General features: G+C 64.8%; 21 protein-coding genes and 1 riboswitch. Of the genes, 11 read left to right on the top strand and 10 right to left on the bottom strand.

All coding sequences use genetic code 11. The features are described from left to right. Positions 1 to 14: 14 nt before the first annotated feature. The 3 genes from cobT to cobU all read right to left on the bottom strand — a co-directional run bounded on the left by cobT (position 15) and on the right by cobU (position 2,183). Positions 15 to 1,049, bottom strand: coding sequence for a nicotinate-nucleotide--dimethylbenzimidazole phosphoribosyltransferase (cobT, locus tag PHI64_RS04325; protein WP_299879129.1), 1,035 nt, complete (start codon positions 1,047 to 1,049; stop codon positions 15 to 17). A gap of 115 nt (positions 1,050 to 1,164) precedes the next feature. Continuing rightward, the gene (locus PHI64_RS04320) at positions 1,165 to 1,470 is read right to left on the bottom strand and encodes a hypothetical protein (protein ID WP_299879126.1); all 306 of its coding nucleotides are present in this window, start codon (positions 1,468 to 1,470) and stop codon (positions 1,165 to 1,167) included. 161 nt (positions 1,471 to 1,631) lie between these two features. Beyond that, positions 1,632 to 2,183 (bottom strand): bifunctional adenosylcobinamide kinase/adenosylcobinamide-phosphate guanylyltransferase, encoded by a 552-nt coding sequence (gene cobU, locus PHI64_RS04315; protein WP_299879123.1) that lies wholly within the window; start codon positions 2,181 to 2,183, stop codon positions 1,632 to 1,634. Between the two features lie 97 nt (positions 2,184 to 2,280). Continuing rightward, positions 2,281 to 2,530, top strand: a riboswitch (cobalamin riboswitch). A 130-nt stretch (positions 2,531 to 2,660) separates the two neighbouring features. Between cobU and PHI64_RS04310 the strand changes: the two genes are divergently transcribed. From PHI64_RS04310 to PHI64_RS04290, 5 genes are all read left to right on the top strand, one after another. After that, positions 2,661 to 4,466 carry a TonB-dependent receptor gene (locus PHI64_RS04310; RefSeq protein WP_299879120.1) on the top strand — a complete coding sequence of 602 codons (1,806 nt, stop codon included), beginning with the start codon at positions 2,661 to 2,663 and terminating at the stop codon, positions 4,464 to 4,466. Positions 4,467 to 4,469: 3 nt separating this feature from the next. After that, positions 4,470 to 5,504, top strand: a complete 1,035-nt coding sequence (locus tag PHI64_RS04305; RefSeq protein WP_299879117.1) for an iron ABC transporter permease — start codon at positions 4,470 to 4,472, stop codon at positions 5,502 to 5,504. 2 nt (positions 5,505 to 5,506) lie between these two features. Next, entirely contained in the window at positions 5,507 to 6,283 is a 777-nt protein-coding gene (locus PHI64_RS04300) for an ABC transporter ATP-binding protein (RefSeq protein WP_299879114.1), read from the top strand. A gap of 49 nt (positions 6,284 to 6,332) precedes the next feature. Next, positions 6,333 to 6,953, top strand: a complete 621-nt coding sequence (gene cobO / locus PHI64_RS04295; RefSeq protein ID WP_299879111.1) for a cob(I)yrinic acid a,c-diamide adenosyltransferase — start codon at positions 6,333 to 6,335, stop codon at positions 6,951 to 6,953. A gap of 79 nt (positions 6,954 to 7,032) precedes the next feature. Next, positions 7,033 to 7,986: a D-2-hydroxyacid dehydrogenase gene (locus tag PHI64_RS04290; RefSeq protein WP_299879109.1), complete on the top strand. Its 954-nt coding sequence runs from the start codon at positions 7,033 to 7,035 to the stop codon at positions 7,984 to 7,986. Positions 7,987 to 8,043: 57 nt separating this feature from the next. On the opposite strand, the gene PHI64_RS04285 is transcribed toward PHI64_RS04290, so the two are convergent. Together PHI64_RS04285 and PHI64_RS04280 are read right to left on the bottom strand one after the other, a co-directional pair. After that, positions 8,044 to 11,400, bottom strand: a complete 3,357-nt coding sequence (locus PHI64_RS04285; RefSeq protein WP_299879106.1) for a DEAD/DEAH box helicase — start codon at positions 11,398 to 11,400, stop codon at positions 8,044 to 8,046. Positions 11,401 to 11,471: 71 nt separating this feature from the next. Next, positions 11,472 to 12,284 carry an NAD-dependent deacylase gene (locus PHI64_RS04280; protein WP_299879103.1) on the bottom strand — a complete coding sequence of 271 codons (813 nt, stop codon included), beginning with the start codon at positions 12,282 to 12,284 and terminating at the stop codon, positions 11,472 to 11,474. Positions 12,285 to 12,405: 121 nt separating this feature from the next. Here PHI64_RS04280 and PHI64_RS04275 point away from each other — a divergent pair, with 121 nt between their 5' ends. The 3 genes from PHI64_RS04275 (at position 12,406) to PHI64_RS04265 (ending at position 15,414) form a co-directional block, all read left to right on the top strand. Beyond that, entirely contained in the window at positions 12,406 to 13,215 is an 810-nt protein-coding gene (locus PHI64_RS04275) for a class II glutamine amidotransferase (protein ID WP_299879100.1), read from the top strand. A gap of 127 nt (positions 13,216 to 13,342) precedes the next feature. Further along, positions 13,343 to 13,786 (top strand): HIT family protein, encoded by a 444-nt coding sequence (locus PHI64_RS04270; RefSeq protein WP_299879097.1) that lies wholly within the window; start codon positions 13,343 to 13,345, stop codon positions 13,784 to 13,786. Positions 13,787 to 13,803: 17 nt separating this feature from the next. Next, the gene (locus PHI64_RS04265; protein ID WP_299879094.1) at positions 13,804 to 15,414 is read left to right on the top strand and encodes a hypothetical protein; all 1,611 of its coding nucleotides are present in this window, start codon (positions 13,804 to 13,806) and stop codon (positions 15,412 to 15,414) included. A gap of 15 nt (positions 15,415 to 15,429) precedes the next feature. Here PHI64_RS04265 and phoR read toward each other — a convergent pair whose 3' ends face one another. Next, complete coding sequence (phoR, locus tag PHI64_RS04260) at positions 15,430 to 16,776, bottom strand: phosphate regulon sensor histidine kinase PhoR (RefSeq protein ID WP_299879092.1); 1,347 nt, start codon at positions 16,774 to 16,776, stop codon at positions 15,430 to 15,432. Between the two features lie 3 nt (positions 16,777 to 16,779). Beyond that, positions 16,780 to 17,490: a phosphate regulon transcriptional regulator PhoB gene (phoB, locus tag PHI64_RS04255; RefSeq protein WP_299879089.1), complete on the bottom strand. Its 711-nt coding sequence runs from the start codon at positions 17,488 to 17,490 to the stop codon at positions 16,780 to 16,782. 168 nt (positions 17,491 to 17,658) lie between these two features. Between phoB and PHI64_RS04250 the strand changes: the two genes are divergently transcribed. From PHI64_RS04250 to PHI64_RS04240, 3 genes are read left to right on the top strand one after another with little or no spacing between them, the layout of a single operon-like run. Beyond that, positions 17,659 to 18,084, top strand: coding sequence for a DUF971 domain-containing protein (locus PHI64_RS04250; RefSeq protein ID WP_299879086.1), 426 nt, complete (start codon positions 17,659 to 17,661; stop codon positions 18,082 to 18,084). Between the two features lie 57 nt (positions 18,085 to 18,141). Further along, positions 18,142 to 18,879 carry a bifunctional demethylmenaquinone methyltransferase/2-methoxy-6-polyprenyl-1,4-benzoquinol methylase UbiE gene (gene ubiE, locus PHI64_RS04245; RefSeq protein ID WP_299879083.1) on the top strand — a complete coding sequence of 246 codons (738 nt, stop codon included), beginning with the start codon at positions 18,142 to 18,144 and terminating at the stop codon, positions 18,877 to 18,879. Positions 18,880 to 18,893: 14 nt separating this feature from the next. Continuing rightward, positions 18,894 to 19,466: an SCP2 sterol-binding domain-containing protein gene (locus PHI64_RS04240; RefSeq protein WP_299879080.1), complete on the top strand. Its 573-nt coding sequence runs from the start codon at positions 18,894 to 18,896 to the stop codon at positions 19,464 to 19,466. A gap of 75 nt (positions 19,467 to 19,541) precedes the next feature. Here PHI64_RS04240 and PHI64_RS04235 read toward each other — a convergent pair whose 3' ends face one another. The 3 genes from PHI64_RS04235 to atpG form a co-directional block, all read right to left on the bottom strand. Further along, on the bottom strand, positions 19,542 to 19,967 hold the full coding sequence (locus PHI64_RS04235; RefSeq protein WP_299879077.1) for a F0F1 ATP synthase subunit epsilon: 426 nt from the start codon (positions 19,965 to 19,967) through the stop codon (positions 19,542 to 19,544). Positions 19,968 to 20,029: 62 nt separating this feature from the next. After that, positions 20,030 to 21,406, bottom strand: coding sequence for a F0F1 ATP synthase subunit beta (gene atpD / locus PHI64_RS04230; RefSeq protein ID WP_299879074.1), 1,377 nt, complete (start codon positions 21,404 to 21,406; stop codon positions 20,030 to 20,032). 27 nt (positions 21,407 to 21,433) lie between these two features. Then, positions 21,434 to 22,303 (bottom strand): F0F1 ATP synthase subunit gamma, encoded by an 870-nt coding sequence (gene atpG / locus PHI64_RS04225; protein WP_299879071.1) that lies wholly within the window; start codon positions 22,301 to 22,303, stop codon positions 21,434 to 21,436. Between the last annotated feature and the right edge of the window lie 3 nt (positions 22,304 to 22,306).

Raw genomic sequence — 22,306 nt, 5'->3', positions numbered from 1 at the left:
CGGGATCATCGGGCTCACTGCTGGCCGCTGACGCCGGCAGACTCGAAGCTGGCCATCTCGTTGAGAAAGTTAACCGCCGCCTGCACCAGGGGGTACACCAGGGCGGCGCCCGTGCCTTCGCCGAGGCGCAGATCGAGCTGGACCAGGGGCTCGATGTTGAAATGGGTCAGCTGCACGGTGTGGCCGGGCTCCTGGGAACGGTGGGCAAACACACTGTAATCGAGGATCGCCGGACACAGGGCATGGGCCACCAGCAAGGCGCTGGTGACGATGAAACCATCGATCAGCAGCAGCATCCCCGCCTCCGCCGCACCAAGCATGGCGCCGGCCATCATCGCGATCTCGAAGCCGCCGTACTGGGCCAGAGCCTCCAGAGGGTCACCTGTCCGCCCACCGCGGGCCACGGCGCGGGCCAGCAGCTGGCGTTTGCGGGCCAGGCCGGCATCGTCCAGCCCGGTACCACGGCCGATCACGGTGTCGAGGCCGGCGCAGGTCAGGCAGTGGGTCAGCAGGGAAGCTGAAGCCGTGTTGCCGATGCCCATCTCGCCAAAACCGATCACATTGCAGCCCTGCCCCGCCAGCTCCCGGGCCAAGGCCCGACCGCGGGCGATGGCGATGTCGCGCTGGGCGCCATCCATGGCCGGCATTTCCAGGTAATTGGCGGTGCCCGGCGCCACCTTCGCGTCGATCATGCCTGGACGGCCCCCAAAATCCCGGGCGACTCCGGCATCCACCACCGATAGATCCATGCCGACCTGACGGGCAAACACGTTGATGGCGGCACCACCGGCCAGAAAGTTCTCGACCATCTGCCAGGTCACGTCCTGGGGATAGGCGGACACACCGGCCCGCGCGGCGCCGTGATCACCGGCAAAGACCAGCATGTGCGGCTTGCTGAGCCGGGGGGCGAGGCTTTGCTGGATCAAGCCGATCTGGAGAGCCAGCGTCTCGAGCCGCCCGAGGGCGCCGAGGGGCTTGGTCTTGGTGTCGATGCGCTGCTGGAGTTCGGCCGCGAGACCGCGGTCGGGACGGACAATGGCGAAGGTCATGGAGCGCATCTGCAGGCGGGGTCAAGGCCGCGGATGCTAGGACGGCACGACGTTTATTTCAAGCACCACACCGTCCCACGTACCGGCATGACCGCCTCCGGTACGGCCCTGACGCTCAGCTACTGAGGCCGCGGCGACCGCTGCCGCGCACCTGGAAAAGCACGCGCCGGCTGTTGCGGACCTGGCTTTCCCAGGCGCGCTTGAGCACGAAACGCAACTCGTAATCACCGGGTGCGGCACCAACGAGCAGAAAAACCTGGCTGCGGGGCCGCCGGGCATCCGGTTCACCGAGTGTCTGCTCAAGCGTCACCTGTAGCGGGGCCGCAGACGCATCCACGTACCAGGTGGCCCCCCCGGGCGGGGAAGGCAGGGCCAGGCGGCAAGGCTGACCAATACCGCTGGCAAGATGCTGGGTATCCATGGTGACGACTCCTCCCTCTGTTACATTTTGTAATAGGAGCCGATGTTGCACTTCGAGGGGCAAATCCGCTGTGATCCAACACACTTTCGAGATGTGCGGCAATTCCCGAAAAATGCCAACAATGCCAATAAAATTAGCTACTTAGCATTAAAAACAGGCTCTCACCGGCCCGCCTTCAGAACCAGCGGCAGACCCGCTGCCACCAGGGTGACCCGCTCACACAGGGCCGCCACAGCCTGGTTGAGGCGGCCCGCCTCGTCCCGGAATAGGCGCCCGAGGGCAGTCTCCGGCACCAGGCCGAAACCCACCTCGTTGGCCACGAATATGACCTCGCCCGGCAGTTGGGGAATCAAGGCCAGCAGGGCTGCCCGCTCCCGAGCCAGGGCCGGCAGCAGCTCCCCCCCGCCGCCGGGCGGTAGAGCCTCGGCACCGTCGAGCAGGTTGGCAAGCCACAGGGTCAGGCAGTCGACCACCACGCAGCGCCCCTCGGCGGCTTCGGCCGCCAGCGCCACGGCCAGGCCGCGGGGCGCTTCGACCACCCCCCAGCCAACCGGCCGGTCGGCCTGGTGGCGGGCGATACGGGCGCTCATCTCTTCATCCAGCGCTTCCGCGGTGACGATCACACGCACCGGAAGGCCACTGGCAGCGGCGCGTTGTTCGGCATGGCGGCTCTTGCCCGAACGGGCACCACCGAGGATCAATTCACAGGGCATAGTGGGTTTCCAAACATTCCGTGCACGTCAACCAAATTCGGGAAGTATCTGATTTCGGTGGTATTATCGCAGGCTGTCCGGTGCAGCATGGGCTTTACCGGGCAAACGTGTTCCAGGTGCTCCACAGGTCTTCCAGACCAGGAGTTAAACGGGAAACAGGTGCGCGCGCTTCTCGCCGAAGCCGCCATGCCTGTGCTGCCCCCGCAACGGTAAGCAAGCGCAAGGTGTATCACACCGCCACTGGGCCAAGGGCCTGGGAAGGCGATACACCGCGTCCGGTTCGGCATCTTTCTGCCCGCCGGCTCAGCTTGTGAGCCCGGATACCGGCCTTGATCACATGAAGCGGCAGTGCCACGGGGTGGTGGCGACGAGCGCGGTCATGGATCTTCCGGCCCTTCTCTGTCCCCCTCCCTCGGCACAGCCAAGCGCAATCCACCCGGCGGCGGGGACGCGGCCGGGCAAGGGAGAAACCATCAGATGATCATCCGCCTTTCCGCAACCGCCATCGCGGTCGCCTCCGCCTTTCCTGTTGCCGCACTCGCCGCCGACAACGAGCAGCCCACCGTCACCGTCACCGCCACCCGCCAGGCCCAGCGCGCCGACGAAGCCATTGCCGACATTACCGTGATCGACCGGGAGGTCATCGAGCGCGCCGGCCCGAGCTTCTCGCTGCCCGAACTGCTGGCCCGCCAGCCCGGCATCCAGATGAGTTCCAATGGCGGCCCGGGCAAGGCCACCGACATTTCCATCCGCGGCACCAATTCCAAGCACACCCTGTTCCTGGTGGACGGCATGCGCCTGGGCTCCGCCACCCTCGGCACGGCCGCCTGGCAGGACATTCCGCTGTCCCAGATCGAACGCATCGAAATCGTCCGTGGCCCTGCGTCTGCGCTCTATGGTGCCGACGCCATCGGCGGTGTGATCCAGGTGATCACCAAGAAGGGCAGCGGCGAACCGAAGGTCAATGCCTTTGTGGGCGCCGGCAGCTACGGCACCCGCGAAGTCTCGGCCGGGGTGGCCGGCGGCACCGAACAGCTGTCCTACTCGGTCCGGGGCGGCTATTCCCAGACCGACAGCTTCAGCGCCCAGAACCGCAAGCTGACCACCTACAACCCCGACAATGACCTGTACCGCAACGGCAACTTCTCGGGCAACTTCGCCTGGCGTCCCGCCGCCGGCCACGAACTGGGCGGCTCGGTGCTGTATGCCGAAAGCCGCTCCATGTACGACTCGGGCCGGACCTACAACAACTACAACAACGCCGCCCAAAGCGCCTGGAACCTCTACAGCCGCAACCGCCTGACCGACATCTGGACCAGCACCGTACGCTTCGGCCAGTCCATCGACGATTACGAGAACTTCGCCTCCTACGCTCCCAACGGCGCCACCATCAAGACCACCCAGAACCAGTTCATGTGGCAGCACGACGTGCGCCTGCCGGTGGGCAGCCTGCTGGCCGCCTACGAAAACCTGCACCAAAAGGCCACCAACGAAGGCACCTTCGATGTCAGCCGCTCGGTCAATTCCTTCCTGCTCGGCTGGACGGCGAGCATCGACGCCCACCGCCTGCAGCTCAACGCCCGCCATGACGACAACTCCCAGTACGGCGGCAAGACCACCGGCTACGCCGGCTACGGCTACCAGATCCTGCCAACCCTGCGCGTCCAGGGCAGCATCGGCTCGGCCTTCCGGGCGCCGACCTTCAACGAGCTGTACTACCCGGGCTTCGGCAACCCCGAGCTGAAGCCCGAGAATGCTTACAACAAGGAAATCGGCCTGCTGTGGGAAAAGGGCAGCCACAACCTGAGCGCCACCTACTACCGCAACCGCATCAGCAACCTGATTGCCAACGACCAGAACTTCATCCCCCGCAACGTGGCCAACGCCAAGCTTGAGGGCATCACCCTGGGTTACGGTGGGCAACTGGCCGGCTTTGATCTGAGCGCCAGCGTGGACTTCCTTGATCCGAAGGACACCGACACCGACAAGCGCCTGCAACGCCGCGCCAACAAGTTCGCCAACCTGGCCATCAGCCGCCGCATCCAGGCTCTGACGGTGGGCATGGAATGGCGCGGCTCCGGCGACCGCTACGACCGGGCGGGCGAGATCCGGCCCATGGGCGGCTACGGTGTGCTCAATGCCTACGCCAAGTACGCCCTGACCCACGAGTGGGCAGTCGAAGGGCGGGCGAACAACCTGCTCGACAAGCAGTACGAGACCGCCTACGGCTACAACACCCCCGGCGCCAACGTGTTCTTCGGCGTACGCTACGCTCCGAAGTAAGACATGAGCAGAGGGACCATGGCCCACGGGCAGGCTGCAATGCGCAACACCGGCCTGCCGTCGGTGCGCCGCCGCGCTGCTGCCGTGCTGGCCGGCCTGGTGCTGGCGGCACTCGCCACCTTCACCTGGTCCCTCTCTGCCGGCGCCCTGCCGGTCTCCTTCGACGATCTGCTGACGGCCCTCTCCGGAGCCGGAGGCAGCATGGAGTCAGACATCATCCGCAGCCTGCGTCTGCCCCGAGCCGTGGCAGCCTTTGCCTGCGGCGGCCTGCTGGCTCTGGCCGGAGCGCTGATGCAGGTGTTGCTGCGCAACCCTTTGGCCGACCCTTACGTGCTGGGCATCTCCGGCGGTGCTGCGGTGGGCGCCCTGGGCGCGATCCTGGCCGGCGCCACTGCCGGCTGGATCGACGCCGGCGCCTTCATCGGCGCCCTCGGCGCCACCCTGCTGGTCTTCGGCCTGGCCCACGGCGACGGTTCCTGGACCCAGACCCGTCTCCTTCTCACCGGCGTCATCGTCGCCGCCGGCTGTGGTGCCGCCGTAGCCCTGATGCTCAGCCTTGCCCCCGAGGGCCGGGTCAAGGGCATGCTGTTCTGGCTGATGGGCGACGCCAGCGGCGCCACCCGGCCATGGCCGGCTCTCGGCCTGCTGGCCATCGGTCTCACCGCCGCCCTGCCCTTTGCCCGGGAGCTCAACCTGCTGGCCCGCGGTGAGGTCACCGCACGGGCCTTGGGCGTACGTGTAGGACGCCTACGGGGCCTGGTCTATGGCCTGGGCTCGCTGCTCACCGCAGTCGCCGTCACCACAGTCGGCTCGGTGGGCTTCATCGGCCTGATCGTGCCCCACCTCGTGCGCCTGGCCATCGGCAACGACCAGCGCCTGCTGCTGCCCGCCGCCACCCTGGCCGGTGGAGTGCTTCTGTGTGCCGCCGACACCGCCGCCCGCACCGTAGTGGCCCCCATCCAGCTGCCGGTGGGTGTGCTCACTGCCCTCATCGGCGTGCCGGTGTTCCTCTTCCTGCTGGCCCGCCACCCCCGGTGAAAATGGACGCCCGCCCCCCCGTGCTGGCCGCCGAAGGCCTTGCCGTGCAAGTGGGGCGGCGGGATGTGTGCCGCGATCTGAACTTCAGCCTGCAGGCCGGCGACACCCTGGTGATCCTCGGCCGCAACGGCGCCGGCAAGACCACCCTGCTGCACACTCTGGCCGGCTTGCGCGATGCCACCCGCGGTGCGGTACTGCTGTCCGGTCAACCCTACGCCGCCTGGCCGCGAGGCCATGAAGCCTGCCTGCGCGGCCTGCTGGCCCAGAGCCAGCCCGATTTCTTCAGCGCCACAGTGCTCGAGACCGCCCTCGTAGGCCGGCACCCCTATCTGGGCCGCTGGGACTGGGAAAGTCCGGATGACGAAGCCATCGCCCTCCGCGCTCTGGCGCAGATGGGCCTGGACGGCTTTGCCGAGCGACAGGTACCCACCCTGTCGGGGGGCGAACGTCAGCGCCTGGCCATCGCCGCGCTACTGGTGCAACAACCCCGCCTGTACCTCCTCGACGAACCTCTGTCGCACCTCGACCTGCATCACGAGATCAGCGTGCTCGACCACTTCCGCAGCCTCGCCGCGGGTGGTGCAGGGGTCGCCATGGTGCTCCACGACATCAACCTCACTGCCCGCTACGCCAGCCACGTGCTGCTGCTCGACAGCCAGGGCGGCCACGTGTTCGGCCGCGCGGCCGAAGTGCTCACCACCGACACGCTGTCCGCCGCCTACGGCCACCCCCTGCGGGCCATCACCGACGGACCCCACACCCTCTTTGTCCCGGCCTGAACCATCGCGCCCAATGTCCACCCATTGATTGACCTCCCCGGAGCCCCCAATGACACAGCCCACCGATATCGATAGCGAACGCAACGCCCGCCACAAAGCACGCATGGAACGCAAGAAGGCCGTGGTGGATGCCGCCATCGCCGCCGCCACGGACACCCGTGGCCTGCTGCTGGTGAACACCGGCAACGGCAAGGGCAAATCCAGTGCTGCCTTCGGCGTGCTTGCCCGGGCCCTCGGCCACGGCATGAAAGTGGGCGTGGTGCAGTTCGTGAAGGGCCGCTCCGACACCGGCGAGGAAGCCTTCTTCCGCCGCCAGCCCGAGGTGAGCTGGCACGTCATGGGTGACGGCTTCACCTGGGACACCCAGGACCGCAGCGCCGACATGGCCAGCGCCAAAGCCGGGTGGGAGCAGGCGCGGCGCTTCCTGGACGACCCGGAGATCGGCCTGGTGGTGCTCGACGAGCTCAACATCGTGCTCAAGTACGGCTACCTGGATGTGGCCGAGGTCATCACCGACATCAACAGCCGCCCCGAGATGCAGCACGTCATCGTTACCGGCCGAGGCGCCCCCGAGGCCCTGATCGAAGCCGCCGACACAGTAACCGAGATGGGCGTGGTGAAGCACGCTTTCAAGGCCGGCATTGCCGCCCAGGCCGGGGTGGAGTTCTGAGCCACCTGCGGTAAACCCCGGTTCAAGGCCGGGGCACTGACGCGCTAAGCTGGGTGCCCTTCCCCACTCCGGCCCCACCATGCACCGCATCGTCACCCTCGAAGCCGGCGCCCTGATCGCCAACATCCGCCGCCCTGCCTTCGCCCACGAATGGGTCGAATACGAGGCCACCCGCCAGGATGACGTGGCCGCCCGCCTGGCCGACGCCACCATCGCCATCGTCAACAAGCGCCTGCTCACCGCCGACATCCTGGCCGGCCTGCCGCAGCTGCAGATGGTGGCCATTGCCGCCACCGGCTACAACAACATCGATCTGGACGCCTGCCGGGCCCGGGGCATCGTCGTCTCCAACGTGCGCGGCTACGCCCGCGAGACCGTGCCCGAGCACGTCTTTTCCCTGCTGCTGGCCCTGTCCCGGCAGATCGGCCCCTTCCACCGCTCGGTGGCCGCCGGGCGCTGGCAGCTCAGCGAGCAGTTCTGCTATTTCGACTACCCGATCCGTGACCTCCACGGCCGCAGCCTGGGCCTGCTTGGCAGCGGCAGCCTGGGTGAAGGCGTCGCCCGCCTCGCCCAAGCCTTCGGCATGCGGGTGATCCGCGGCGAGCGCAAGGGTGCCGACAGCCTGCGCGAGGGCTATGTGGCCTTCGACACGCTGATCCGGGAAGCCGACGTGATCAGCCTGCACTGCCCCCTCAACGCGGCCACCCGGCACCTGATCGGCGCGGCGGAGCTGGCTGCCATGAAGCCCGGCACCTTGCTCATCAACACCGCCCGGGGCGGGTTGGTGGACGAGGCCGCTCTGGCCGATGCCCTGCGTGGCGGCCACATCGGCGGCGCCGCCTTCGACGTGCTGACCGAGGAGCCCCCCCGGGACAACCCCCTGCTGGCCCCCGATCTGCTGGCGGCGGGCAACTTCATCCTGACCCCCCATGTGGCCTGGTCCAGCCGCGACGCCATGCAGACCCTGGCCGATCAGCTGATCGGCAACATCGAAGCCTTCGTGGCAGGCGAGGCACGCAACCGGGTGGCCTGAGGCCTCCGGCATGGCGATGGCGGAACGCCCGTGCAAGGGGGTGAGAGAAGCCCCACCTCATGCCTTTTTCGGCCGACCCCGCTTCTTTGGGGCATCGCCGTCACCCTTCACCTCCGGCAGGGGGGCGAGCAGGGCGCGGATGTCATCCTCACCGAACTTCACCGTACCCTGGTGATCCTCGGCGAGGATGCCGGCAGCGAGTTCGGCCTTCTTCTCCTGCAGGCCGAGGATTTTCTCCTCGATGGAGCCGGCGACCACCAGCTTGTAGACAAACACCGCCTTGGTCTGCCCCAGGCGGTGGGCGCGGTCGGTGGCCTGGTTCTCGGCGGCGGGGTTCCACCAGGGGTCGAAGTGGATCACCGTGTCGGCGGCGGTGAGGTTGAGGCCCACGCCACCGGCCTTCAGGCTGATCAGGAAGACCGGCACTTCGCCGTCCTGGAACTGGCGGATGGGGGCTTCCCGGTCCTGCGTGTCACCGGTGAGCATGACGAAGTCGATGCGCCGGGTAGTCAGCTCGGCGGCGATCAGGCCGAGCATGCCAGTGAACTGGCTGAACAGCAGGATCTTGCGCCCCTCCTCCACCAGCTCCGGGAGCATGTCCATGAGCAGGTCGAGCTTGGCCCGCTCCTTGACCTTGGCGGCGGCATCGGTCTTGAGCAGGCGCGGGTCGCAGCACACCTGGCGCAGCTTGAGCAGGGCATCCAGGATGACGATCTGGCTGCGGGCAAAGCCCCGGGCGGCGATCTCGTCGCGGACCCGCTGGTCCATGCTGGCGCGCACGGTTTCGTAGAGGTCGCGCTGGCGGCCGTCGAGCTCGACGCTGCGCACCACGATGGTCTTGGGGGGCAGCTCGGTGGCCACCTGCTCCTTGCGCCGGCGCAGGATGAAGGGGGCGATGCGGCGGGCCAACAGATCGCGGCGCACGGTGTCGCCGTGCTTCTCGACCGGGGTGCGCCAGCGGGCGGTGAAGTCCTTCTGGTCTCCCAGGAAGCCGGGCAGCAGAAAGTCGAACTGGCTCCACAGCTCGCCCAGGTGGTTCTCCAGGGGCGTGCCGGTGAGGCACAGGCGGTGCTTCGCCCGCAGGGTGCGCACCACCTGGGCGGCCTGGCTGGCGGCGTTCTTGACGGTCTGGGCTTCGTCGAGGATCAGGGAGTGGTATTCGTGGGCAGCCAGCTGCTCCCGGTCGCGCCACAGCAGCGGGTAGGTGGTGAGGCACACGTCGTGCTCGGGGATCTTCGCGAAGGCTTCGGCCCGGCCCGCACCGCGCAGGCTGAGCACCTTGAGATCGGGGGCGAAGCGTTCGGCCTCGCGCTGCCAGTTGAACACCAGGGAGGTGGGCAGCACCACCAGAGCCGGCTTGCCGAGGCGCCGGCCACGCTTTTCGGTAAGCAGGTGGGCGAGGGTCTGGGCGGTCTTGCCGAGGCCCATGTCGTCGGCCAGGATGCCGCCGAGCTCGTGCTTGCGCAGGTGCTGCAGCCAGGCCAGGCCTTCGAGCTGGTAAGGGCGCAGGTCGAGGGCAAAGCCCTTCGGGGCGGCCACCGCCTTGATCTTTCCAGCACCGCGGATGCGCTCGATCCAGCGCTCCAGGCTGGCCAGGCCCTCGGCGCGCCATCCGTCCCCAAGCACCTCGGCCAGGCGCGGGGCGTCGAAGCGTGACACCTTGAGGGTGCTGGACGGCGTGTCAAAGAGATCCACCAGGTTGCGGGCGATGGGCTTGACCCGCTCGGCGGCCAGGGCCACCCGGTCGCCATCATCGAGCTGCACCAGCACCTGGGCGTCGTCGGGAATGCCGTCGATCAGCTTCGGGTCGAGCCAGCGGGTGTCCTGACGGAAGACTGCGTGAAGCATGGGTGCGAGGTCGATCCGCCGGCCGTCCACCTCAACCCCCAGGGACACCTCGAACCAGCCCTCGTCGCTGTCTTCGATGTTCACCTCCCAGCCGGTGGCCACCAGCACCCGGTGGCGGAAATCCTTGGGGCAATCGATGTGCCAGCCGGCGGCGCGCAGCACCGGGGCGACAATGGAGAAGAAGTGGATCCAGTGAGCTTCGCTTTCGAGGCCGTAGAGGCCTTCCGTGACGGTACCCGGACTGATCAGCCAGCCGCGCTTGAGGGGCTGGAAACCGGCAGCCAGAAGGGCCTTCCAGGCACTCTCCTCGGCCGCCAGGTCACGCTGCACGCGGACGGCCCGGCCATCGGGGAGGCTGGCCAGTTCACTGGTGGCGCCGGGCTCGAAACGCGCTTCGCCATAGGTGAACACGGGGGTCGCCACATCGTACTCATGGCCGCCGAAGTCCGCCTCGTAGCCCCGGTGCTTGCGCCAGCTCCAGCAGAACAGGGAGGCCACGCTAAGGACGGGCTGGCAGGGCAGCACCAACAGGGGCAATTCGGCAGCCCGTTGGCCCTGGGGTGAGGGCAGGCGGGGGGCCACTTCGGCCAGGGCGTTGGCGATCACCGGCAATTCGGCCGGGGCCAGGGCCGGCAGGGCGAGGAGCTCGGCGATCACCATGCTGTCGTCCAGCAACACGCGGCCCACCTCACCGACCGTAACGTCCAGGTAAGCAAGGGGCTCGGTGCGGACCACCAGGGTGGTGGGGGGGGCCGTGGCAACCCGCGCCTTCATGCCGTTCGCCCCGGGCACCCATTCGAGGCTGCCGGGGCGGGTGCTGCCGGCGCGCAGGAGCGATATCCGCCCGTTGCCATCCGCCTCCAGGTAGGCCCGGCCGGTGGCAACGGCCGCATCCAGCAGGGCCAGGCCGGCACTGCCACTGATATGAGGCCAGCCATATCCGCCGGTGCGCCGGTTGGCCTCGCGCAGCAGACGGAATACGTTGAGGTCTTCGTCCCTCACGAAACCAGGGGGCCGCAGCAGGGCCTGTTCGTAGTTGGACCATTCACCGGCCAGGCTGGTGAGGCCACCGTCGGCCCCCACCCGAGCCTTGAGCAGGCTGAACTCCAGCTCGTCGCCCGTGGGCAGGCTGATCACCGAGCAGAGGTAGAAGATGGCCTCCTTGGGCACGGCTGCCTTCTTCGCCTTGCCAGCTTTGTCCACCCGGTCGCGCAGACTGCGCGCCCAGGCGAGAATCTCGGCGCGAGGCTTGTCCACCAGGGCACCCGGGCGGCGGGCGGCAAGAATGAGCGCCGCCGCATGCTTGCAGCGGTTGCCGACCGGGCAGGTGCAGCGGGTGGCCAGTTCGATGCTGCCCTGGCCGAAGAACTCGCGCCGCTCGATCCGTACCGACACCCGGTAGGGCACCGCTTCGGTCCCCTGGACCTGGGCCTGGAGCTGATTGCCGGCCATCTCGATGTGACGCACTCGCCCCACATAGGCACGAGCCCGGCTGAGGGAGCTGGCGGAAAACAGCTCGCCGAGGAGGGTGTCGTCAAGCTGGGCAAGAAGGCGGGGGAGATCCATGCCGGCGGCCAGGCAGAGAAAACCCCCGATTCTAGGCTTTGCGGCGCTGCAGCGAAACAAGCCCGGGAAACTCAGGCGCGGGCGTCGCGGCCGCTGTCCAGTGAAAAACCAGCAGCGTCGAGAATGGCCGGCAGGGCCTCGGCGGCGCGCAGGCGCAGGCGGATGTCCACCCGCTCGCTGACCGGCGTGCTACCCGGATTGATCTCGATGGTCGGCACGCCGGCTTCCAGCGCCCATAACACCGGTCCGGCAATATAAGGAAAGGCGCTGCCGGTACCCACCGTGAAGATCAGGTCGGGCCCCGCTGCCAGCACGGTTTCGAAGCGATGCACGGCCTGGTCGGGCAGGCTCTCGCCGAACAGCACCACGTCGGGGCGCAGGACGCCGCCACAGTGGGGGCATTCCGGCGGGATCGACAGGCCGGCGTAGTTCTCCACCTGACGCACACGGCCGCAGTCCACACAGCGCAGGCGGCGCAGGGTGCCGTGCATCTCGATGACATCCCGGGAGCCCGCCTCCAGGTGAAAACCGTCCACGTTCTGGGTCAGGGTCGTCACCTTGCCGTGCAAGGCTTCAAGGCGGGCGATCGCGTAGTGACCGGCATTGGGCCGGGCCCCCCGGCAACTCGACTCGATCTGTGCCAGATAGCGCCAGGTGATGTCGGGCCGGGATCGGAAGACTGCACCGGAAAGGGCCTGCTCGATGGGCAGGCCGATGTCGGTGAGGGCCCCTTCGTACAGGCCACCGACGCCCCGATAGGTGGGCAGGCCGGAATCGGCTGAAAGACCGGCCCCGGTGATGAACAGGATGCGCCTGGCGGCAGACAGGAGGCGACCTGCGGCAGCAATCTGGGCAGTGCAATCGGCTATGGTGGTGTTTGTCATGCTGAGTCCCTTACGGGAGAATTCCGGGGTGACGCGTGTGTCTGGCTAACGGCTGTACACGCCAATGATTGAATTCTGACCGCCACAGCGGTCGCAGGCCATAGGGGAGGCCGAAAAGAACATGTGTCAGCTACTCGGGATGAACTGCAACACGCCGACGGACATCTGCTTCTCCTTCGCCGGCTTCCAGGCCCGCGGCGGCCTGACCGACGTGCACGGGGACGGCTGGGGCATCGCCTTCTTCGAGGGTCGCGGCGTGCGTGTCTTCCTTGACCCCAAGGCCAGCGCCCATTCACCGGTGGCCGAGCTGGTACGCAATTACCCGATCCACTCCCTCAACGTGATCGCCCACATCCGCAAGGCCACCCAGGGATTCATCAGCCTGGAGAACACCCATCCCTTCCAGCGCGAGCTGTGGGGACGCTACTGGGTGTTTGCCCACAACGGCAACCTGCTGGATTTCTCCCCCGATCAGCGCGGCGATTTCCAGCCCGTCGGGCAGACCGACTCGGAGCGGGCCTTCTGCCACCTGATGGAAACCCTCAACCGGGACTTCCCCGACGGCGAGCCCACCCGGGCAGAGCTCTTCTCTGCCATCCGGCGCATCGCCACCGACATCGGCCACCACGGTGAATTCAACTTCCTGCTGTCCAACGGTACCTGCCTGTTCGCCCATTGCGCGTCCCGGCTGACCTACATCGTGCGCAAGGCGCCGTTCGACGAGGCCCACTTGAAGGACCAGGACATCACCGTGGATTTCCGCCAGCTGACCTCCCCGGCCGACCGGGTTGCCGTTGTAGCCACCACGCCACTGACCGACAACGAAAATTGGGCCACCATCCCGCCCGGTACGTTGATGCTGTTCGTAGACGGCGAACCGGTAGATGCGGGGCCCGCTGATACCTGTGCTTTTGTCCGGGCGACTGGCTGAGGCTGGAATGTCAAATCTGCCTGGAAATACAATTTCTATGAATTACGTCACAACCAAGCCGCTGTGAAATTTTGCGATGTATCCGGGCTAAAATCATCGGATACCGCCAACCCGGGTCGAAACATCCATGCCGACAAGCGCCCCGAAAGACTGCCCCCTGTGTTTCCCTGAATGGGAGAACGTACTCTGGCACGACGCGAGCTGCCGGGTGATCCGGGTCAGTGATCCGGACTATCCTGGTTATTGCCGGCTTGTCTGGACCGACCATGTGGCCGAAATGAGCGATCTTTCGCCCGCCGAACAACGCCACTGCTTCAACATTCTGATGGCAGTCGAGGTGGCCGTGCGTGAGTGCTTCCGACCCGAGAAGGTCAACCTGGCCAGTTTTGGCAACGTGGTGCCACACCTGCATTGGCATGTGATTCCACGCTACCTCGACGACCGCCACTTCCCCCAGCCCGTGTGGGGGCAGAGCCAGCGCAAGGGTGGCCACTCTCCGGCACCCGACGTCGATGACGCCCGTCTCGCCCTGGCCATACGCAATGCCGTTGCCGAGCACCTTTCCGGCTGAACGCGGAGGATAGCCCCATGACGGACAGCCCCCAGAATTACACCGATCTGCGCAGCGTGGAGCAGTATCGCAAGCTGCTGCGCAACCTCCACACCCTCAATGCCGCCGAGAGCCACGCCACCCTCGTGCGCATGCTTGAGGGCCTTTTGGCCAGCCCGCTGGGGCCGGAAGAGCAGCTGGAAGTCCTCGAGTCGGCACGCCAGACGATCACCTTCGTGCAGCACGAGATGTCGTCCCGCTATGCCGCGCACCCCCTGCCCCCCGACAGTGCGGAAGACGCCACCCTGCGTCAGGTGGTGCGCCTATGGACGGCCCTCAGCACGGCTTACGCGCGCCTGGTGGAAAGCGGCGCCGGCAGCGACGAATTCCGCGCCCAGTGGCCTCTGCTGGCCCAGCGCCGCATCCAGTATCTGGGCCAAGTCATCATCGAGTACTTTCGCGCCCACCGGGCCGAACCCCAGGGTGCCTGGAAGGCCGTGCATGCGGCCTATCTGGAAGCCGAACGGACAGGCGTGGCCCACAGCCGGGTCATCGACCCCCTCAACAACACCTGGAAAGCCCAGAGCCCCGACGAGGCCTACATCGCCCTGCTGCTCGTGGACCTGACCAACCCCTACGGCCGCAACCAGCGCGAGCTCAACTGGATCTGCCGCTGGGCCCAACGCTTCGCCCCCTACTGCATCATGCAGAGCGAATGGGAGAAGGATGACGCCCGCGCCTATGGCCTCGATCTGACTGAAGACCACGGCCTGCGCCCCATCGCCCTGATCGGCAGCCGGCCCGGCATGCGCCGATTCGACGGCCACCGTCTGGCGGCCCAGATCAAGGCCATGCTGGCCGAGTTCAAGCAGGGCACCACCCCGGCTTCCCTCGGCCTGGGTGACGACTGCTCGCAACCGGCCTGCGCCCGTCTGCTCGTTTCGCTATACCGACCGTGGGGCATGTCCGCTGCAGGGCGTCGTTTTCCGCGGCACAGCAAGAAGGTCGGAAACATCATCAGCACCGACTGGGAGGCCATCGGGCTGCTGGTATCGGGGCAGGAGTTCGTGCCCCCCAACCGGCGCCAGGCCATGGGCAGCCGCTACGATCTCAACGTGATCACCTTCGGCGCCCGTGTGGATGACGAAGTGCCAACCATTATCGACGCCGAAGCCGAGGTGAGGCGGCGTGGTTTCCATATTGACGAATGGACCACCGTCGATCACTCGGTGTCAGGTTTCCGGCTGCAGCGCAAACACCCCGGGCAGCGCATCGAACACCATCAGCTGGTCGGCATCAAGCCCGGCGATGGCAATCAATACTTGCTCGGCCAGGTGAGCTGGCTGATGTATGAGCCGGATGGCACCCTGATGGCCGGCATCCACCTGCTGACGGGTTTGCCGGCTTCAGTGGCCGTCAGGGGAACGGGCCTCAACGTAAGCCCTCATGAGCCTTACGCCCAGGGTTTCCTGCTCCCCGAAGTGGCAGCCATGCGGGCCGCAGCCAGCATCGTGCTGCCTGGTGGCTGGTTCCATGCCGACAAGGTACTTGAACTGCACACTGGCGAACCGCGTCAGATACGCCTCACTTCGCTGGTGGCCCGGGGCACCAACTTCGACCAGGCAACCTACGAGATGGTCGCCTCCTGAGCCCAGCCGGCTGTTTCAGTCCACCAGGCGGCGGGCTGGAAAGCAGGCTGTGAAAGTGCTGCCGGTGGCAGGTTCGCTCTCGATAAGCAGATCGCCCTGGTGGCGGCTCAACACATGCTTGACGATAGCCAGACCGAGCCCCGTTCCCCCGGTTTCCCGGGAGCGGCCTCGATCCACCCGATAGAAACGCTCGGTCAGACGAGGAATGTGCTCCGGTGCAATCCCGATCCCATCGTCCTTTACCGCATACTCCACCACTGAACCCCGCTGACGCCAACTGATACGGATATGCCCACCCGCCGGGGTGTAGCGCACCGCATTGATGGCCAGATTGGCAAAGGCACTGTAGAGCTCCTTGGCGTTGCCGAGCAGGCGGGCACGGGTACTGCAGTCAAGCTCGATGGTGTGCCTGCCCCCCGAAACCACCTGCGCCTCCTGCTGAACCTCTTCGAGCAGGTCAGCCACATCCACAGCCTCCTCATGGCGGATCGGCTCGTCGACCTCCAGGGCCGACAGGGTGAGAAGATCCTGGATCAGCCGTTGCATGCGCCCGGCCTGCTCGGACGCCAGGCCCAGGTAATGGTGAATGTCGTCCTTCTCCAGATCGTCCAACCCATCGATCACGGTCTCGAGAAAGCCGGTCACGACTGTCAGGGGCGTGCGCATTTCGTGGGAGACGTTAGCCACGAAATCACGGCGCATCGCTTGCAGGCGCTCACCCTGGGTGATGTCCTCGGACATGAGCAAGCGCATGTCTTCGCTGAAAGGCACAACGTGGACCATCAGCATGCGGGGATGGGGGCGGCCGATGCTCAAGGTCAGAGGCTCTTGGTAATGAGCATCCTGCAAGTAGCGTACAAAATCCGGCTGGCGCACGAGATTGGTGATAGGCATACCCTGGTCCCGGGCCTGCTCCAGACCGAAATGCTGTTCTCCCTGCCGATTTACCCATTCGATCGTATGAGTGTTGGAAAGAAACAGTAGCCCATGGGGCATTGCCTGGCTGGCTTCCCGGAAGCGCTCCAGGGCCGATGACAGGCGCTGCTGGCGATGACTGGCACTGCGCGCACGGCTGTTCACATCGGCAAAGATGTAATCCCACATGCCGATAGCACGGGGCATGGGCGGCGAATCGTCCACCGGCGTCCGCAACCAGCTCACCAGCTTGTGCAAATTACGCACATGGTAGATGCCTGCCACTAGCAGACCGGCAGAAAACACGAGAAGTGCTGCAAGCGGGCCGAATACCCCCCAGACAATCAGCGCCACAAGGGCGAGGATTGCCAGAAAGGTGAAGGCTGCAACGAAGATGTACCGGACCGGCCGAATGGCCATCATCCCTTCAGCAGGCTGAACTGACATGAATTATCGCACGGGGGCGGCTGATTCCTGCTGGGTCGAAAAGCGGTAGCCGCTCCCCCGAACCGTCTGCACCAGGGCATCGTGACCACTCGGCTCAAGGGCACAGCGAAGACGGCGGATATGCACATCCACGGTACGCTCCTCCACGAAAACGTGATCACCCCATACCTGATCAAGCAGTTGGGCACGGGAATGCACCCGCTCCGGATGGGTCATCAGAAAGTGCAGCAGACGAAATTCGGTGGGTCCAAGGGTGACCGGATTGCCCGATGCGGCCAGCCGGTGGGTGGCCGGATCGAGGCGCAGTCCTCCCATCTCAACCGGGTCTTCGGTGGTTTCCGGCGCCCGGCGGCGCAACACAGCCTTGATGCGGGCCACCAGCTCACGCGGCGAAAAGGGCTTGGTGATGTAGTCGTCGGCACCGGACTCCAGGCCAAGTACCTTATCCTGCTCCTCACCGCGAGCCGTCAGCATGATCAGCGGAATGCCGCGGGTTCGCTCTTCAGCACGCAGACGCCGGGCAAACTCGACACCGGACATGCCGGGCAGCATCCAGTCGAGCAAGATCAGGTCCGGTAGGGCATCACGCACGATGCGCTGGGCCGTCTCTGCATCGGCAGCCCGAACCACATGGTGGCCGGCCCGCATCAGATTGGCGGCAATGAGCTCCTGAATAGCTGGCTCGTCTTCAACAAGCAGAATGGTGGCAGGCATGGGAACCTCGTTGATTTCTGGCGACCGGCGCAGTGTATTGCAGCAACTTGAAGTTTTGATGACAGGTCACGTGCCTGCAACAGCGAGCCTGTTTGCTCCCCGACAGGGCAGGAAAGCTACCTTCTAGTATCATTCGCCCATCACGAACTCAGATCCCGGATCTCCATCATGGCAGGCCTGCGCAAGGACGATCCCGTCCCGACCGAAATCAAATTGCACCAGCGTTCGCGCATCATGGAAGTGAGCTTCGACGATGGCCGGAAGTTCGAGCTCAGCTTTGAGTTCCTGCGCGTCTTCTCGCCCTCCGCCGAAGTCCGGGGGCACGGGGTGGGCCAAGAGGTCCTGCAACTGGGGAAACGTGACGTGGACATCACGCGCATCGAACCCGTCGGCAACTACGCCATCAAGCCGGTTTTCTCCGATGGCCATGACAGCGGCCTCTACTCGTGGGATTACCTCTATGACCTGGGCGAGAACCACGACGAATTGTGGCAGACCTACCTCCTCCGTCTCGCCGAGGCAGGCGGTAGTCGCGACCCCGCGTTGCAGCCCGCACCGGCGCCCAAGGGTGGTGGCTGCGGTCACCATCACTGATTCCAGGTCTGCCCCAACCGGGGCCGACTCCCTCCGATTCCGATCCGTATCCCGATCATGAATGACAAGACCACCCATTTCGGCTTCCAGAAGGTTGCCGAATCCGAAAAGGCCGGCAAGGTAAGAAGCGTCTTCTCGTCCGTTGCCTCCAGCTACGATGTGATGAACGATCTGATGTCCTTCGGCCTGCACCGCCTGTGGAAGGCCTTCACCGTGCAGATCGCGGGTGTCCGCGCCGGTGACAGGGTACTCGACGTCGCCGGCGGCACTGCAGATCTGTCCCTGGCCTTTGCAAAGAAGGTCGGGCCCAACGGCCAGGTCTGGCTTACCGACATCAACCACGCCATGCTCTCCCGTGGCCGCGATCGCGTTGTGGACAAAGGCTTTCTGCTACCCGTCGCCCAGTGTGATGCCGAAAAACTGCCCTTTCCCGACAACCATTTCGACGTGGTGACAGTGGCTTTCGGTCTGCGCAACATGACCCACAAGGATGCTGCTATCGCCGAAATGCGCCGTGTCCTGAAACCCGGCGGCCGCCTGCTGGTGCTGGAATTTTCAAAGGTCTGGAAACCTCTGGCGCCTGCTTACGACTTCTATTCCTTCAAGCTGCTGCCGATGATGGGCGAGAAGGTCGCCAAGGACGCCGACAGCTATCGCTACCTGGCCGAGAGCATTCGCATGCATCCTGACCAGGAATCCCTGAAAGATCTGATGGAAGGCGCAGGTCTGGCGCGGGTCGAGTATTTCAACATGACTGCCGGCGTGGTCGCGCTGCACCGGGGCTACAAACTCTGAGTCCGGGGATCGGAATGCTCACCTCCTCAGCCATTGCAAGCCTCAACCACATTCTCGGTGATGCTCCCTGGGCCCGGGAAAGGCTGGCCCCTTTTTCCGGTCGCAGTGCGGCTTTCGTACTCAACCCCCTCGAACTGGGGCTGGGTATCGACAGCAACGGTTACTTTACCGAAACTGCCACAACATCACCTGACGTCGTTCTCGAGCTGCCTCTTGCCAGCCTGCCCAAATTGGTAGGAGGGCCTGATGCGCTGATGGCCGATATCCGCATCAGCGGCAACGCCGATCTGGCGGACACCCTCGGTTTCGTGCTGCGCAAGCTGCGCTGGGATGGTGAAGAAGCCCTATCAAGGCTGATCGGTGACATCGCCGCCCATCGAAGCGTCGGCTTCGTACGCAACGTGGCCGAGTGGCACCGACAGACTGCACGCAACGTCGTCGAAAACCTTTCCGAATACCTGAGTGAAGAACAGGCCGTGCTGGTCAAACGCCACGCCCTTGAAGATCTGGCCAGTGACATCGCAGCCCTCCGCGATGATCTGGCCCGACTCGACAAGCGATTGCAGAAACTCGAATCGGCACACTGACACCATATTCGCACACATACAAAAAGGGCAGCCCGTTTGGACTGCCCTTTTTGCAATACAGCGAACCGTTCGTGCTTAGTGGCCGCGCTTCTTCAGCTTGTTGATGGCTGCGATCTGCGCAAGCGCCGAAGCCAGCTCGGATTGGGCCTTTGCATATTCCAGGGCGGAACCCTGGTTCTGCAAGGCTTCTTCCGCGAGACGCTTGGCATCCAGTGCCTTGGCCTCGTCCAGATCCTTGCCGCGGATGGCGGTGTCTGCCAGGACCGTAACAAGGTTGGGCTGAACTTCCAGCAAGCCGCCGGCCACAAAAACCATTTCCTCTTCAGGCTGGTTCTGGACCTTGACGCGTACGGCACCCGGCTTGATCCGGGTCATCAGCGGCATGTGGCCAGGCAGAATACCCAGCTCGCCGGCTTCGCCGGGCAGAGCCACGAACTCGGCCAGACCGGAGAAGATCTGCTCTTCCGCGCTGACGATATCGACATGAATGGTCATTGCCATAGCTATTTCCTCCTCAATCCGGCGGGCTCACCAGGAGCTCCGCCGAACGATGGTCGCGATGATTAGAGGGTCTTCGCTTTCTCGAAGGCCTCTTCAATCGGGCCGACCATGTAGAAGGCCTGCTCGGGCAGATGGTCGCATTCACCAGCCACGATCATCTTGAAGCCCTTGATCGTTTCCTTCAGGGGAACGTACTTGCCGGGAGAACCGGTAAACACTTCCGCCACGAAGAACGGCTGGGAGAGGAAACGCTGGATCTTACGAGCGCGGGAAACAAGCAGCTTGTCTTCCGGAGCCAGTTCGTCCATACCCAGAATCGCGATGATGTCGCGCAGTTCCTTGTAACGCTGAAGGGTCTGCTGAACGCCGCGAGCGGTGTTGTAGTGCTCTTCACCCACCACCAGCGGATCGAGCTGACGGGAGGTGGAGTCGAGCGGATCCACAGCCGGGTAGATACCCAGGGAGGCGATGTCACGCGACAGCACGACGGTCGAATCCAAGTGAAGGAAGGTGGTGGCCGGAGACGGATCGGTCAAGTCATCCGCAGGCACATACACGGCCTGGATGGAGGTGATCGAACCCACCTTGGTGGAGGTGATACGCTCCTGCAGACGGCCCATTTCTTCGGCCAGCGTCGGCTGGTAACCCACCGCAGACGGCATACGACCCAGCAGCGCGGACACTTCGGTACCGGCCAGGGTGTAGCGGTAGATGTTATCCACGAAGAACAGGATGTCACGACCTTCGTCACGGAAGCGCTCGGCCATGGTCAGGCCGGTCAGCGCCACTCGCAGACGGTTGCCGGGGGGCTCGTTCATCTGACCGAACACCATCGCAACCTTGTCGAGAACGTTGGAGTCCTTCATTTCGTGGTAGAAGTCGTTCCCTTCACGGGTACGCTCGCCCACGCCGGCAAACACCGACAGACCGCTGTGCTGCTTGGCGATGTTGTTGATGAGCTCCATCATGTTCACGGTCTTGCCCACACCGGCGCCACCGAACAGACCGACCTTACCGCCCTTGGCGAACGGACAGATCAGATCGATAACCTTGATGCCGGTTTCGAGCAGATCCACGGAGGGAGACAGCTCGTCGAACTTCGGAGCCTTCTGGTGAATAACCCGGCGCTCGTCGCACTGGATCGGGCCGGCTTCGTCGATCGGGCGACCCAGCACGTCCATGATGCGGCCCAGGGTGCCGTGGCCCACCGGCACAGCGATACCCTTGCCGGTGTTCGAAACTTGCATGCCACGACGCAGGCCGTCCGAAGACCCCAGCGCAATGGTACGCACAACACCATCGCCCAGTTGTTGCTGAACTTCAAGAACCAGTTCAGCACCTTCCAGGGTGAGGGCGTCGTAAATCTTGGGCATCGCGTCGCGCGGGAACTGCACATCCACCACGGCGCCGATGCATTGAACGATCGTTCCTTGACTCATCGTCGTTTCCCCAAACTTGTTAAAGCGTTACACCGCGGCTGCGCCGCCGACAATTTCTGACAGTTCCTTCGTGATCGCGGCCTGACGGGTCTTGTTGTAGACCAGTTGGAGTTCGCCGATCACGCTCCCTGCGTTGTCGGAGGCTGCCTTCATCGCCACCATCCGGGCACTCTGTTCGGACGCCATGTTCTCGGCGACAGCCTGGTACACCAGCGCTTCGACATAGCGCACCAGGAGTTCGTCGATCACCACCTGCGCGTCCGGCTCGTAGAGGTAGTCCCAGTTCCCTTCCGGGGTTCCGAGACGCTCGCCGGTCAGCGGGAGAAGCTGCTCAAGCTGGGACTCCTGCTTCATCGTATTGACGAAGCGTGAGTAGACAAGGTGCACTTCATCCAGCTCACCATTCTGGAAAGCATCGATCATGACCTTGACAGGTCCGATCAGCTTTTCCAGATGGGGGGTATCCCCGAGCTGGGTGACATGCGAGACAACCTTGGCACCCAGACGCTGCATGAAACCCAGCCCCTTGTTGCCAATACAGGTCACGCGAATGTCAGTGACACCCTTGCTTTCCCATTCCTTGAGCGCATTCAACCCGGTGCGCAAGGTGTTGGTGTTGAGGCCGCCGCACAGACCCTTGTCGGTCGTTACGACGATCAGCCCAACACGCTTGACATCGTCCTTAGATACGAGGAACGGATGTTTGTAGTCGGTGATGTTGGCTGCAGACAGATTCGCGGCGAGACGGCGGATCTTCTCGGCGTAGGGACGGGCTGCGCGCATGCGGTCTTGAGCCTTCCGCATTTTGGACGCAGCAACCATCTCCATGGCCTTGGTGATCTTTTTAGTGTTCTGAACACTCTTGATCTTGTTACGGATCTCTTTACCGCTAGCCATTTC

It is taken from the genome of Zoogloea sp. (assembly GCF_028689785.1).
Lineage (GTDB): Bacteria > Pseudomonadota > Gammaproteobacteria > Burkholderiales > Rhodocyclaceae > Zoogloea.
Note: the sequence above shows the minus strand (reverse complement) of the source record. Positions and strands in the feature narration are given on the sequence as shown.